This window comes from Christensenella minuta (genome assembly GCF_003628755.1).
In the GTDB taxonomy this organism is placed as follows: domain Bacteria; phylum Bacillota; class Clostridia; order Christensenellales; family Christensenellaceae; genus Christensenella; species Christensenella minuta.
In genome coordinates, this window is the sequence record NZ_CP029256.1 from 1,589,092 (window position 1) to 1,602,388 (window position 13,297).

Genomic DNA, 13,297 nt, shown 5'->3' on the forward strand with positions numbered 1-13,297 from the left:
ATGAAACACGCTAATTGGTATCATGTGCAGTTCAAGACACATGATTTCCGAGTCGTGAAACATCGTTTCCGGTATACGTACCACTCGAGAAGTACCGATATTTGCTGTTTGCAACAAATATTAAACTTTTTGGGAGGTATTTTTTTATGCAAAACAATTCAAACGCAACGGCAACCATCAAAAAATATGCAAAGCGCTGGTTCATCGACGGAATGGGCGCGATGGCGCTCGGCCTGTTTTCAAGCCTGATTATAGGCCTGATTATCTCACAGCTGGCCACAATCCCCGGGCTTTCCGTGCTCAGCCAGTTCACCGAGGTGCTCGGCGCCCAGTCGCCCGTGGTAGGCGCCGCGATCGGCGTTGCAATCGCTTACGGCCTCAAAAACAAACCGCTCGTCATTTTCTCGTCCGCTGCGACAGGCGCGTTCGGATACGCGATGGGCGGCCCGGTCGGCGCGTATGTCGCCGCGCTTGTAGGGGCGGAGATCGGCCGGCTTGTTGCGGGCAAAACGCCTGTCGATATCATTATTTCGCCCATCGTGACGATCCTCGCGGGCGGTTTTATCGGCCTGCTGGTCGGCCCGCCGCTGAACATGTTTATGACATGGCTCGGCGAGGTCATCAATTCCGCGACCGTCCTTGCGCCCCTTCCGATGGGCATTATTGTTTCTGTGCTTGTGGGTATGGCGCTCACTCTGCCCATCAGCAGCGCCGCGCTGTGCATCATGATGGGTCTGAGCGGACTCGCGGCAGGCGCCGCGGTGGCCGGATGCTGTGCCAATATGATCGGTTTTGCGGTGATGAGCTTTAAGGAAAACGGCTGGGGCGGCCTCCTGGCGCAGGGTCTCGGCACGTCTATGCTGCAGGTTCCGAATATCCTGCGGCGGCCGCAGATATGGCTGCCGCCGATCATCGCGTCCGCCATTGTCGGTCCGATCTCAACCATAGTATTCCAGATGACGAATACGCCGACCGGCGCGGGCATGGGCACTTCCGGCCTTGTCGGGCAGTTCGGCGCGTGGGCGGCCATGAGCTCCACAACGCCCGCGCCCATGCTGATTTTTGAGATCATCCTGGTGCATTTTGTGCTTCCGGCTGTCATCACGCTGATTTTCGCTGCCATTTTACGCCGAGCCGGGTGGATTCGTCCACAGGACTTAAAACTTGAAATGATGAAGTGAACAAAGCCGGAAACAGGAACCCTTTTTAAGGCGGCGGCATAAGCAGGGAGCGCAGTTTTGCGCTCCCTTTTCACACCAAATTTTTCCATGTTAAGAAATATTTCAGAAAAAGCCCCGCAGATTTGTAAGAACCGGGTTTTATAATAACGAGAAAGCAGGGAGGTTTTTATGAAAAAGCAGGTAACGCTCTTAGCGGCGGTTTTATTATGTATCGTGACCATAGCGGGGTGCGGCGCATCCCCGGAAAATGAAATACGGATCTCTTTTTCCGGCGCTCCCGAAGTACACCAACAGAGGTTTGAAAGCGGCGGTGAAACGGTAAGCTTCCGCGGCACGCTTTCCGTGATCGGCAGCGCAGGAATAAAAGTCCTCTCCGCAGACGGCGGTGAGCTTTACATCGAGGTCTTCCAGGATGTACGCGGCCGCGGCCTCTCCATGGAGATCGCCGGGCTTACGCCGGGCGGTGAATACACGCTGATCCTCGACGGAACGGACGCAATCTCATGCACGCTCACCCTTTCAACGGACCAGAAGCTTGTGGGGGACATTCACACGCCTCTGGGATAACCGTGCGGCGCTCTTTCCTTTTGCTCATCTATCCTGATTCTCCTGCTTCATATCGCTGATTCGGCGATATTCGCTTGTTGTAACGCCTACATTTTTTTAAAAGCGGCAGCAAAATAATGCGGGTCGTTATACCCGACCTTCTCTGCAATTTCATAGGATTTCATCTCTGTATTCTTCAACATTTCCTTTGCCTTACCGATTTTGGAAGTATCGATGGAATACGGCAAAGCACGGGAAACCGTTATGGGTACGGTGGATTCTCTGCGGCATTATGACGCGGTTATAACGTCCTGCGGCATTCTGGGATTTGTCAGCGCTTCTTCGCTTTCTGGCAATGCGGACAGAACACGCTGCTCCGGCCTGCGATCACGACGCGCCGGAGGGGCGTGCCGCAATGCGGGCAGGGAGCGCCTTCGTGGCCGTACACCTGTAAAAAAGGCGTATTGCGGTATTCCGTTCCATTTCCCGCAAGATATTCCGCGGGGGCGACGGCATTTTTTTCGATGAAATAGCTCAAACGTTCGGGAATCGTTTCCGCGAGCCGTTTCCACTCGGCTGCGGTAAGGGAATTTGCCGCCCTGTCCGGACGGATTTTTGATGTAAACAGGATTTCGTCCGCATAAATATTGCCGATCCCGGCAAGCACGCCCTGGTCGAGCAGGCACTCCTTGACGGCCCGCTTCCGTCCGCCGCACGAAGACTGCAAATAAGCCCCGTCGAGCGCGGGATCAAAGGGTTCCGGCCCCAGTTTGTGCACGCCGCTCTTCGTATCCTCTTCCCCGTTTCCAATCAACCAAAAACGCCCGAAACGGCGGGGATCGATAAAGCGCAATTCGGTTTTACCATTCAGGCTGAATACGATATGCGTATGCTTTTCCTCCGGAAATCCGGAAGGAACGAGAAGCAGCCTGCCCGTCATGCGCAGATGAAGGACAATTCGCTTTCCGCCAAGGCAGATCAAGAGGAATTTGCCCCGCCGGTCCATACCGCTGATACGGGCGCCGGTGACGCCGCTTTGAAACAGCTCCGCGGACGGGTAACCGATGATCTCCGGCCGGTTCAGGAACACTTCCCTGATCGTCCGGTCGAAGAGCTGCGGCTCTAAAACCCGTTTTATTGTTTCAACTTCCGGCAATTCCGGCATAATTTAACCGTCCTTTTCCCGCGCTCAGCCGATGCTGATGCGTTCCGCGCTTTCCACAGCGGCGCCAACCAATGCGTCGATATCAAGTATGCTCTCCGCTTCCACGATGCGGTCGAGATGCGGACGCGTGAGCGGATGTTTGGGCACGAATACCGTGCAGCAATCCTCATACGGCAGGATCGAGGTCTCATAGGTACCGATCTTTTCCGCGATATTGATGATATCGATCTTATCCATACCGATCAGCGGACGGAACACGGGCATGCTCGTCACACTGTTCGTGACGTAGATGCTCTCCATCGTCTGGCTCGCGACCTGGCCGATGCTCTCGCCCGTGACGATCGCCTGCGCGCCGCATTTCTCAGCGAGCTTCTGCGCAATGCGCATCATGAACCGGCGCATGATAATAACCAGCATTTCATGCGGGCACTTCTCGTAAATCTGCATCTGGATGTCCGTGAAGCTTACGACGTTCAGGTGAATCTTCCCGGCATATTCCGAAACGGTCTTTGCAAGGTCAATCACTTTTTGCTTGGCGGCTTCGCTGGTATACGGAAAGCTGTGATAATGCACGGCATTGATCTCCACGCCGCGCTTAGCGACCATATAGCCCGCAACCGGGCTGTCTATACCGCCCGACAGCAGGAGCATGGCGCGCCCGTTTGAATGCTGGGGCATGCCGCCCGCTCCGGGGATAACATCCACATAACCATAGCACTGCTCGCGCACCTCGACATATACGTTAAAATCCGGGGTGTGCACGTCTACGGCAAGGCCGGGAACCGCTTCAAGGATTCGCCCGCCGAGTTCGGCCGCAAGCTGCATGGATGAAAGCGGGAAGCGTTTGTCCGCGCGCTTCGCCTGCACCTTGAATGTCGCCTTTTGGAGACCTTTTTTAGCCATATAATCCCGTACAAGGCGAATCACCTCCTCACCCATAGCGCCGATATCCTTTTCCATCTCCACAGCGGGCGAGACGGAATGCAGACCGAACACCTTGACGACCGCTTCAACCGCGCGCGGCATTTCTTCTTCCGTAAGGCCCGTCACATAAAAGCGGCCATAGCCCTTTTGCGTGACCGCGTTTGGGAACGCCTTCAGCGCACGCTTGATGGCTTTTAATTGCAGCGATTCAAAATGCGGCCTGTTCTGGCCTTTCAGGTGTATTTCTCCATATCGAACCAATAATATCATACTCTTTCTCCAGCCTGACATCAGTCACTTATTTTCTCATAAATTTCCGCAAAACAGCGGTATTTTTTGCGATTTCCCGTGCGGCAACGCATACTTCCTCCTTCGTATTGAAGGGCGAAAAGCTGATGCGCACAGCACCCGCCGCTTCCTCCTGCGAAAGCCCGAGCGCCGCGGCAATACGGCTCTTTCCTTTTTTGGAAGAGCACGCCGAGCCGGTCGATATATAGATCCCCGCCGCCTCCAGCGTGTGGAGAAGGGTCTCCCCGTTTACGCCCAGTACGGAAATATTCACAATATGTGCGCACGCATCCTCCTCATTTTCCGGCGACAGCACCGCCACGTCCGGAATATTTGAACATTCGTTCAAAAAAGCATCCCTCAGAATACGCATATATCCCGGGTCGACCCTTTTTTCAAAATATTCCGCCGCCGCCGCAAAAGACAGTATCCCAAGCGTATTCTGCGTTCCCGACCGCAAGCCGTTTTCCTGTCCGCCGCCGAGGATATAGGGCTTTATGGGCGTATGATCCTTATAAAAAACAGCGCCCGTTCCCTTATGCGCGTGCAGCTTATGCGCGCTGACCGTATAATAGTCGATATTCGACGTGTTTTGCAGGTGTTCCTTGCAAAAAGCCTGCACCCCGTCCGCATGGAACAGCGCCTGCGGATTTCTGGCTTTTACAAGCGCCGCAATCCGTTCTACGTCGTTTTTCGCCCCGGTCTCATTGTTTACGTGCATAACGCTGACAAGCGCGGTATTTTCGTTCACCGCCCCCGCGACCGCTTCCGGCGATACCACGCCGTTCTTGTTCGTTTGAACGAATGTGACGCCGCAGCCTACGCTTTGCAAAAATTTAAAGCTTTCCTCTACGCATGGATGCTCCGCCCCGGCGCACACATAATGCATATTTTTTTTCTGCTTTGCGCCGCGCAGGATGACCGTATTCGCGCTCTCCGATCCGCAGCTTGTAAAAAAACATTTATGGCCCTGTCCGCCGAAGGCATGCAGCAAGGTCTCTTTGGCCCCGTCGATTTGTTTCTGCACGCGCGTTGCGCACGCATACAGCGCGGAAGGATTCTGCCACGCCTCTTCGGCATAGGCCGCATAAACTTCCTTTAGTTCCGCGAGCGGCCTCGTAGTCGCCGCGTTATCCAGATAAATTTCCCGCATATCAAATAGCCTGCTATATCCATTCAAATTTTCGGGCCCTCCGGCCCATTACAAAATATTATAGCACACTTGCGCCCCAAATTCTTCACTGTTTCAGCTGAAAAATCCATGGACTGCAAGGCCCCTTTGCATGAAAAAACAAAAGGCACGGTTTCCCGCGCCTTGCTGTGTTTTACATTTTTAAAGCCGGCCGCCGTGCGTCAGCCAAGGTTGTTCATATCCGCAAGCGTAAACTCTACCGAATATTCCCGGCCCTCCCGCCATACCTTCGCAGCGATCTTTTCCCCGACCTCTTTCTGCGACAATACGGGCATGTCCGCACCTGTCGTCAAGTCTACGCCGTCGATCTCCATAATTACGTCATTCTGCTGCAAGCCCGCCTGGTCCGCAGGGCCGCCCGTCGTAACATCTGCTACAAGCGCGCCGCGCGGCGTATCCCACAGCTTCGCATCCACATCGGAAATCAGGCTGTAGGTGATGCCGATTCCCGCGCGCGGGATACTGCCGTTTTCGATCAGCTGTTGGGCCGTATCGACCGCCTTATTGATCGGTATCGCATATCCAACGCCCTCAGAGGTAAGCAGGTTTCCGTTCGCGTCGATTCCGGAATAATATTTTTTAGCCGTATTGACGCCGATCACCTCACCGTTTTCGCCGACAAGCGGTCCGCCGGAATTGCCCGCATTGATTGCAGCGTCCGTCTGGATCATCTGCATTTTGTTTCCGTCGAGCGAAATCTCCTGCTGCGCAATGCTCACATGCCCGACCGTAACAGAATTATTGAAGGTCTCGCCGCGGATGTTACCGATCGCTACCGCAAGCTCACCCGCCTTCACGGAATCGCTGTCGCCGATCGGCACCGCCTTGATCCCAAGGTTTTCCACCTTGATAACCGCGATATCCGTCGTAGCGTCGCCGCCGACCTTTTCCGCGATATGCTCTTCCCCGTCCGGCGTCGTCACCTTAATGAGGTTGCCATTCGCAACGACGTGGTTGTTGGTAAGGATATAGCCCTCCGCTTCGGAAATAACGAAGCCCGTTCCTGCGTCAAGCGCCTGCTCCACAGGCTCCTGCCCGGAGACAAGCTGTTTATTGTAGGCCGTGATCCCTACCACGCTGCCCGAAATATTTTCCGCGATTTCTACCGCCGGGTTCTGTACGTTTTGGATCGACTGCGCTTCGCCTCCAAGAGACGGCGTTTCACCGGTTCCCTGCTCCTGCGTTTGTTCTTCCCGGGTGGGGAGCTGCTGCGCGGGGAGGGCGGCCTGTCCGCCGGCCGCCGGCATGATAACAAATGCCGTTAAAAGGCCGCCTGCAACCACACCGGCAACCGCCGACACGAATGCCTTGGGAAATTTCCGTTTCTTTTTCGGCGGCTTCGGCGCTTCGCCTTGTTGTCCGTCCATATTCGGCTGCTGCATATCCGGCTGCGGGGCCGGCTGGTAGCCGTATGGCGGCGTTTGCTGCGTACCCGGCTGGTTCGGCTGGTTATTTTGCCCGCTGAAATGATTCGGCCGGCCTTCCTGCCCGCCAAAATTGTTGAATCCATTTTCGTTCATGAGCGTTCTATCCTCCCTGTGAAATTACCATTAGAAATAATACCGAATGATTTGTTCGATCTTTATTCATTATGGTACGCGAATTATGTGAAAAATATATGAACAAATTTTGAAAAAACATCAAAACCTCGCTTTTCGCACCAAATACCATCATATCATAATTTTTACGGTTTTTATACAGACAAAAGCCCTCGTTATGAGGGCTTTTGTCTGGAAAGCTATTTTCCGTGTTATGATGAGAGAGTGTTATGAGCCGTGTTGTCTTTCGTAGGAGGAAAGCGCCGCCCGCTCATTCCACAAACTGTTTTTTTACAAACCGCAGCGCTTCCCGGATGTCCTCGTCCATCTGCTCCACGCTCGCCCCTTCCGACAGGTCCCGCCATACCTTGATATCGCTTCCTACCGTCCCGCCCATCTTCACGAACGGCTCCATCACCACCGCCCCATCGTACCCGGCCTCCCGCAGCGCCGCGCCCATTTCCGCCCACGGCATGTGCCCTTTCCCCGGCACCTTACGGTTCCCTTCCCCAATGTGGAAATGCCCCAGGCTGTTCCCCGTCCTGCGGATCGCCTCCCCGAGCCCGTCTTCCTCGATGTTCATATGGAAGCTGTCCAGCATTACCTTTGCATTCTCTTTCCCGATCTCTTTTACGAACTCCACCGCCTCTTCCGCGCTGTTGATGATGTATTGCTCGAAGCGGTTCACCGTTTCCATCGCCAGCACGATGTCAAGGCTCTCCGCCGTATCCGCAGCCTCCCGCATGCTCCTCACCGCAGCCTCCCGCGCGCGCTCCTTATCCACCGGCTGATTGTAATCGCACGGCCAGTAGGCATAGATGATCCCTCCTAAGATATGCGAATCCACCTTGTACATCGCGTCCATGATGCGCTTCAAATACTCTACCCCCGCCCGGCGGACTCCCTCGTCCGCCGACGCGGTGTTATACTGCGGCGGAAGGCCGATACAGGCGGTGATTTCGACCCCGTTTTCCTGCGCCGCACGTTTGATATCGAAAAGCTCTGCGTCCGTTCTCTGCGCAAGGCCCCCCGCCGCCACCTCGAGGACGTCGAACCCCAGCCCCGCCGCCTTTTCGCAGTAGGATGCGTAATCTGCGTCCCACTCCCGTTCCCAATATGCGAAATATGTACCGAATTTCATTCCTCTTCTCCTTACTGCGCCGTTACGTTCAGGATTACCTTCTGTACGTCGTCCTTATGTTCTTCGATGTATTGATACGCCTCCGCTGTTTGCTCCAGAGGGAACTCTTTGCTGATAAGGGCCTTCAGGTCCACCTTCCCGCCGCGTACAAGCCCAATCGCCTCAAGGTAGTCTTCCTCTGTATACATCAGCGTTCCGACCAGGGAATATTCCCGATCCTGCACGTTCGCCAGATTGACTGCCGCACGGTTCCCATACACACCCACGATGACGATATTGATCCCTTTTCTCACAATATCCAGGGCTTGGTTAAGCGCCTTTTCGTTCGCGCTGCATTCGTAGACCACATCCGCCCCGTCTTCGCCAAATTTCTCGCGCATCACCTGCGCGGCATCTTCATTTTTAATGTTCACAGGATAGTCGAGCCCGCACTTCTTAGCCATTTCAAGCTTATAATCCGATACATCCGTAACCATGACGGCGGCGGCTCCAAGGCCTTTTGCACTCTGCGCGACCACATTTCCGATGGTCCCTGCCCCTATGACCCAGACCTTTTTTCCTTTCACGCCGCTGACCCCGCGTTTTACCGCATGTACGCCCACCGCGAGCGGCTCTATGATGGTACCTTCGCCATATCCGGTATGGTCCGGTATTTTATAGACCAGCTCTTTTTCTACCGCATAATACTCCGAGCTTGCCCCGGTATCCTGACAGCCCCATACTTCCAGCTTCTTGCACACATTGTACCTTCCTTCCCGGCACAGGCTGCATTCGCCGCAAATTTTTTGCGGGCGGTAGATCACACGGTCGCCCGGCTGGATATTCTCAACTTTTTTGCCTGTTTTTACGACTTCGCCCGTCGCCTCATGTCCCAACACGACCGGGCACGTGATGAATGGGTGCTCGCCATAGTATGCGTGGATATCCGATCCGCAGATTCCGACCGCGCGCACCCGGATCAGCACCTGTGTTTCCGTGATTTCAGGCACGGGCACTTCCCGCACTTCAAACTGTTTCGGCGCAGTCAATACTACTTGTCTCATTTTCTGTATCCCCTCTCATTTTTATCCGAAGGCTCCCCGCTGTTCGGGAAGCCTTCGGACCGACGACAATCCGTCTTGGTTTTATTGATTCTCCGCTTTCAGCTCCGGGATGGACTGTGGAAACTGGAATTCCTGCGTCTTATAAAATCCGATGCTTTCGTCATACATTTCGTCTACATTTTCCTTACTGATAACGCCGGGGGTAAACAGGGATTCAAGCGGAAGGTCGGAACAGTCTTTGCCTTCCTCGAAAATCGCGTGGATAAAATCGATCGCCCATTCGCCCTGCTCGATGCCGGAATTGAGGCCTGTGCACAGAAGGTCGCCGCTTTTGATAAGGTCGAGGCCCTCGCGCGTGCCGTCCGCAACCGAACCGATCTTTACCTGGTCTTTCATATTTGCGGAAGTAAGCGCTTTAAGGGCGCCTGCCGCCATAAAGTCGTTTTCAGAGATCATCAGGTTCATACCCGCGTTTGCCGTGCAAAGGTCTTCTGCCGCCGCGAGGCCGCCTTCGATCGTCCAGTCGCCGGTTCCGTAGCCCGTTACCTGGAAGCCGGCTTCGTCGCTGCCGCCTTTGCCGTTCGATTTGATTTCTTCAAACAGGTTATAGCCGGCCAGCCACGCATCTTCATCTGAAGCGTAGGGCGTTCCCTTTGCTTCCATCCTTTGCTTTAAAATACCGGATACCGCGCCGCACAGGCGGCTTTCCGTACAGGAGCTTCCCATAACGCCGACGATCATCGTTGCGCTGATCTCTTCGTCCGCCGCGAACTGTTCCGCCATATACTGCCCCGTCAGGTAGCCGTTCATGAACGTATTGGAGCAAAGCGTGGTGAGAGCCGCGCAGTTTTCCGGAACCGCGCCGACACAGAGCACCGGGATGCCAGCCTCCACCGCGCGGTTGATATCCGCTACCGGAGCGCTGGAGTTGACCGGATCGACAACGATGATATCAACGCCCTGCGTAATAAACGTATCGATGTGCTGGCTCTGCGTCTGCGGATCGTCTTCCGCGATCAGGAATTCGAGCTCATAGCCATATTCCTTTGCTTTTTCTTCCGCACTGTTCTTGACTGCGATAAACCAATCGCTGGACTGGTTAATTTCGGTCCAGCCAATTTTGAGCGTTCCTTCCGCCGCGGGCTCTTTGGGCCATGCCTTATCGAGATCCGCACGGTCTTCCACATACGGGTTGACGATGCCCGCGAGGGAAAGCTTAGGCATAAGCTGGTAGATTTCATGCACCTCGCCCGCCGCAGCCTCGGTTGAAGCGGATGCGGGGGCCGATTCCTCGCCGCTTGCTTCCGTGCTTGCTTGCGCTTCAGTGGATGCGGAAGCCGATTCCGTCGCCGTTGTTTCAGCCGGCGTGCACGCCGTGAACAGGAGCAGCGCTATCACCACAACCGCCAGAAGAGAATACCATTTTTTCTTTTTCATTTCTTTTCCTCCATTTATTTTTATTCTTCGTAAAGAAATGTTTAATCCTGATTTTTAGTGCTGACACTCTGCACGAATACAGAGGCAAGGATGATGATCCCTTTCACGATCTGCTGCGGATAGGCCGGAACGCTTAAGAGGTTCATGATGTTCGTGATGAGCGCGAGAATCAGCACACCGATGATCGTTCCGCCCACGGAGCCGCGTCCGCCCGAGAGGCTCGCGCCGCCGATCACGCAGGCCGCGATCGCGTCAAGCTCATAGCCCTCTCCGGAGATTGGGGTGCCCGTCCCGGAGCGGCATGTCATGACAATGCCCGCGAGCGCGCACATGAGTCCGCTGATTGCATAGACCGCAAATTTATATTTTTTGGCGTTGATGCCCGCAAGGGTGACCGCATCCTGATTGGAGCCCGTTGCGATCACGAGCCGTCCAAACACCGTATATTTGGAAAGCAGCCAGAACACGGCCAGCACCGCGGCGCCGAGAATGACCGGCCACGGAACGACGCCCACGCCTTTGCTTCCGAAGTCCAGCAGCGCCTGCGCGCCCGTTCCCTCCGGCCAGCGGATCGGCTGCCCGTTGGTAACCAGATAGGCGATGCCGCGGCCGATCGTCATCATCGCCAGCGTTACGATAAAGGCCGGCATCCGCAAAAAAGCGATGAATGCGCCGTTGACCGCCCCAAGCGCGAGGCCGATGACAAGCGTCAGGGCAATTCCCATAAAGATTCCAAAGCCTGTCGTCCAGTTCCAGGATACGATACTGACGGAAATCATCATGCCTGCAACGGCCGCAATAGAGCCGACCGACAAGTCGATCCCGCCTGTGAGGACCACGAGGAGCATTCCCATCGCAATCAGCATGATCGGCGTATTTTGCCGGAGAAGGTTAAAGATGTTCTGTGTGCTCAGGAATACCGGAGACAGGATCGCCGAGATGATGATAAGCGCCGCCAAAATCAATATGGCGTTATACTTAATCAGGAATTCCTTCACAGTCAGTTTCTTCTTGATTTGCATCATTTCCGTATTGCCCGTTGTGTTCATATATTTTCTACCCCCATTGACAGTTTAATCAGATTTTCTTCGCTGATCTCATTTTTATTGAGCTCTCCCATGACCTTTCCTTCCCTCATCACGAGGACCCGGTCGCTCATCCCGATAATTTCGGGCATTTCCGACGAGATCATGATGATGCTCGCGCCTTCCTCGGCCAGCTGGTTGATGATCCGGTAGATTTCGACCTTGGCGCCTACGTCCACGCCCCGGGTGGGTTCGTCAAAAATCAATATCTTACAGTTGCTTCCGAGCCACTTGGCGAGCGCCACCTTTTGCTGGTTGCCCCCCGAAAGGCTGGAAGCATCGTTCTCAATACTTCCGATCTTGATCCTGAGCTTATCGACGAGATCGTCGATCACCTCGTCTTCTTTTTTCTTGTTGATCCATCCGAATGCCCCGGACAGCTCTTTCAGGCTCGCAAGCGTCATATTTACGCGGATCGGCTGATTGATGAGCACTCCGTGCTTTTTCCTATCCTCGGGCAGCATCCCGATCCCGAGCGATACCGCTTTTTTTGACGAAGTGATCTGGACGGGCGTTCCGCCGAGGATGACGCTCCCGGAGTCTTTCTTATCCGCTCCGAACACCGCACGCAGCGTTTCTGTCCGCCCTGCGCCGACGAGGCCGTTGATTCCGAGGACTTCCCCTTCCCTTACTTCAAAGGAAACGTCCTGCACTTTTTTCCCGCAGCAAAGATGTTCCACCTTCATCGTAACGCCGCCGATCCTGGCGTTCCTTGGCGGGAACATCTCGGTGAGGTCGCGGCCGACCATCATTTTTACCAGCTGTTCCTCCGTAATATCCTTGGTGGTCACAGTGTCCACGTTTTTCCCGTCCTTCAGGACGGTGATCTTGTCGCACACCGCAAAAATCTCGCTGAGGCGGTGGGAAATATAAATGATACAGACGCCCTGTTCTTTTAAAGTCTCGATGATCTTGAAGAGCTGTTTTTCTTCGCTCGACGCAAGCACCGCCGTCGGTTCGTCGAACACCAGCACGCTGGAATTGCGTGAGAGCGCTTTGCTGATCTCCACCACCTGCTGGTAAGCAACGGAAAGGTTCTCGACCTTTTCACGTACGTCGATATGCCCAAAGCCAAGCCAGTCCAGTATCTTCCGGGCCTGCCGGTTCAGCTGGTTCCAGTCGATTACCGGTTTCCCTTCGCCCAGGTTGTCGATCAGTATATTCTCCGCGACAGTTAGATGCGGCGCCAGTGCGAATTCCTGATAGATAACGGAAATCCCGGCATCGCGCCCGTCCTTTGTGCTGCTGATCTCCTTTTTTTCCCCGCCTATCCTGATTTCCCCGTGGTCACGCGAATATGCGCCCGCGAGTATTTTCATCAGGGTCGATTTTCCCGCCCCGTTTTCTCCCATCAGCGCATGCACCTCTCCGCGGTCCGCACAGAAATCCACATGCTCCAGGGCGGCGATCCCGCCAAAACTTTTGCATATATCAGTCATTTCAACTTCATGCGTATATGCCATATTTACACCTCTTTATTCATTTTGTTTTCGGCAATTTTAATTTGTGGAATTTGATTAAGTGCATTATACTAAGTATCCGCACACGGACAAAGGAGCGCCGGGTCAGAAAAAGGGGGGATATCTCCCGTACTTTTCCGCGGGGCCACGGAGCTTCGGTCCATAAATGAGATGGATTTTTTCTCCCTTTCGGGCTTCCATCTGGAATCAGACCCCCCGAATCCATAATTAGACCCCTACTTTTCCCCGGGGGATATCAGTTATAATGGGACGAAGAAAACATTACTTTTCGCGTCT

11 protein-coding genes are annotated in these 13,297 nt (G+C 54.5%); 2 read left to right on the forward strand and 9 right to left on the reverse strand.

The window, feature by feature from the left end; genetic code table 11:
- The first annotated feature begins 146 nt into the window (after positions 1-146).
- Both B1H56_RS07545 and B1H56_RS07550 read left to right on the forward strand, forming a co-directional pair.
- The gene (locus B1H56_RS07545) at positions 147-1,181 is read left to right on the forward strand and encodes a PTS sugar transporter subunit IIC (RefSeq protein ID WP_066523431.1); all 1,035 of its coding nucleotides are present in this window, start codon (positions 147-149) and stop codon (positions 1,179-1,181) included.
- A gap of 168 nt (positions 1,182-1,349) precedes the next feature.
- Positions 1,350-1,748 (forward strand): hypothetical protein, encoded by a 399-nt coding sequence (locus tag B1H56_RS07550; RefSeq protein WP_066523432.1) that lies wholly within the window; start codon positions 1,350-1,352, stop codon positions 1,746-1,748.
- A 310-nt stretch (positions 1,749-2,058) separates the two neighbouring features.
- Here B1H56_RS07550 and mutM read toward each other — a convergent pair whose 3' ends face one another.
- From mutM to B1H56_RS07595, 9 genes are all read right to left on the reverse strand, one after another.
- Positions 2,059-2,892 carry a bifunctional DNA-formamidopyrimidine glycosylase/DNA-(apurinic or apyrimidinic site) lyase gene (gene mutM / locus B1H56_RS07555; RefSeq protein WP_066523433.1) on the reverse strand — a complete coding sequence of 278 codons (834 nt, stop codon included), beginning with the start codon at positions 2,890-2,892 and terminating at the stop codon, positions 2,059-2,061.
- Positions 2,893-2,916: 24 nt separating this feature from the next.
- Positions 2,917-4,086, reverse strand: coding sequence for a tRNA uracil 4-sulfurtransferase ThiI (gene thiI, locus B1H56_RS07560; RefSeq protein ID WP_187161465.1), 1,170 nt, complete (start codon positions 4,084-4,086; stop codon positions 2,917-2,919).
- A 28-nt stretch (positions 4,087-4,114) separates the two neighbouring features.
- Positions 4,115-5,257, reverse strand: coding sequence for a cysteine desulfurase family protein (locus B1H56_RS07565; protein ID WP_066523435.1), 1,143 nt, complete (start codon positions 5,255-5,257; stop codon positions 4,115-4,117).
- Between the two features lie 200 nt (positions 5,258-5,457).
- The gene (locus B1H56_RS07570; RefSeq protein WP_066523436.1) at positions 5,458-6,816 is read right to left on the reverse strand and encodes a S1C family serine protease; all 1,359 of its coding nucleotides are present in this window, start codon (positions 6,814-6,816) and stop codon (positions 5,458-5,460) included.
- A gap of 289 nt (positions 6,817-7,105) precedes the next feature.
- A complete protein-coding gene (locus B1H56_RS07575) occupies positions 7,106-7,975 on the reverse strand; it encodes a D-psicose 3-epimerase (protein WP_066523786.1) in 870 nt (289 codons plus the stop codon).
- A gap of 11 nt (positions 7,976-7,986) precedes the next feature.
- On the reverse strand, positions 7,987-9,018 hold the full coding sequence (locus B1H56_RS07580) for a zinc-dependent alcohol dehydrogenase (RefSeq protein WP_066521921.1): 1,032 nt from the start codon (positions 9,016-9,018) through the stop codon (positions 7,987-7,989).
- Positions 9,019-9,099: 81 nt separating this feature from the next.
- Entirely contained in the window at positions 9,100-10,455 is a 1,356-nt protein-coding gene (locus tag B1H56_RS07585) for a sugar ABC transporter substrate-binding protein (RefSeq protein WP_066740038.1), read from the reverse strand.
- Positions 10,456-10,496: 41 nt separating this feature from the next.
- Positions 10,497-11,504 carry an ABC transporter permease gene (locus B1H56_RS07590; protein WP_197502984.1) on the reverse strand — a complete coding sequence of 336 codons (1,008 nt, stop codon included), beginning with the start codon at positions 11,502-11,504 and terminating at the stop codon, positions 10,497-10,499.
- Positions 11,501-13,003: a sugar ABC transporter ATP-binding protein gene (locus tag B1H56_RS07595; RefSeq protein ID WP_066521918.1), complete on the reverse strand. Its 1,503-nt coding sequence runs from the start codon at positions 13,001-13,003 to the stop codon at positions 11,501-11,503. The genes B1H56_RS07590 and B1H56_RS07595 overlap by 4 nt, the downstream gene beginning before the upstream one ends.
- Between the last annotated feature and the right edge of the window lie 294 nt (positions 13,004-13,297).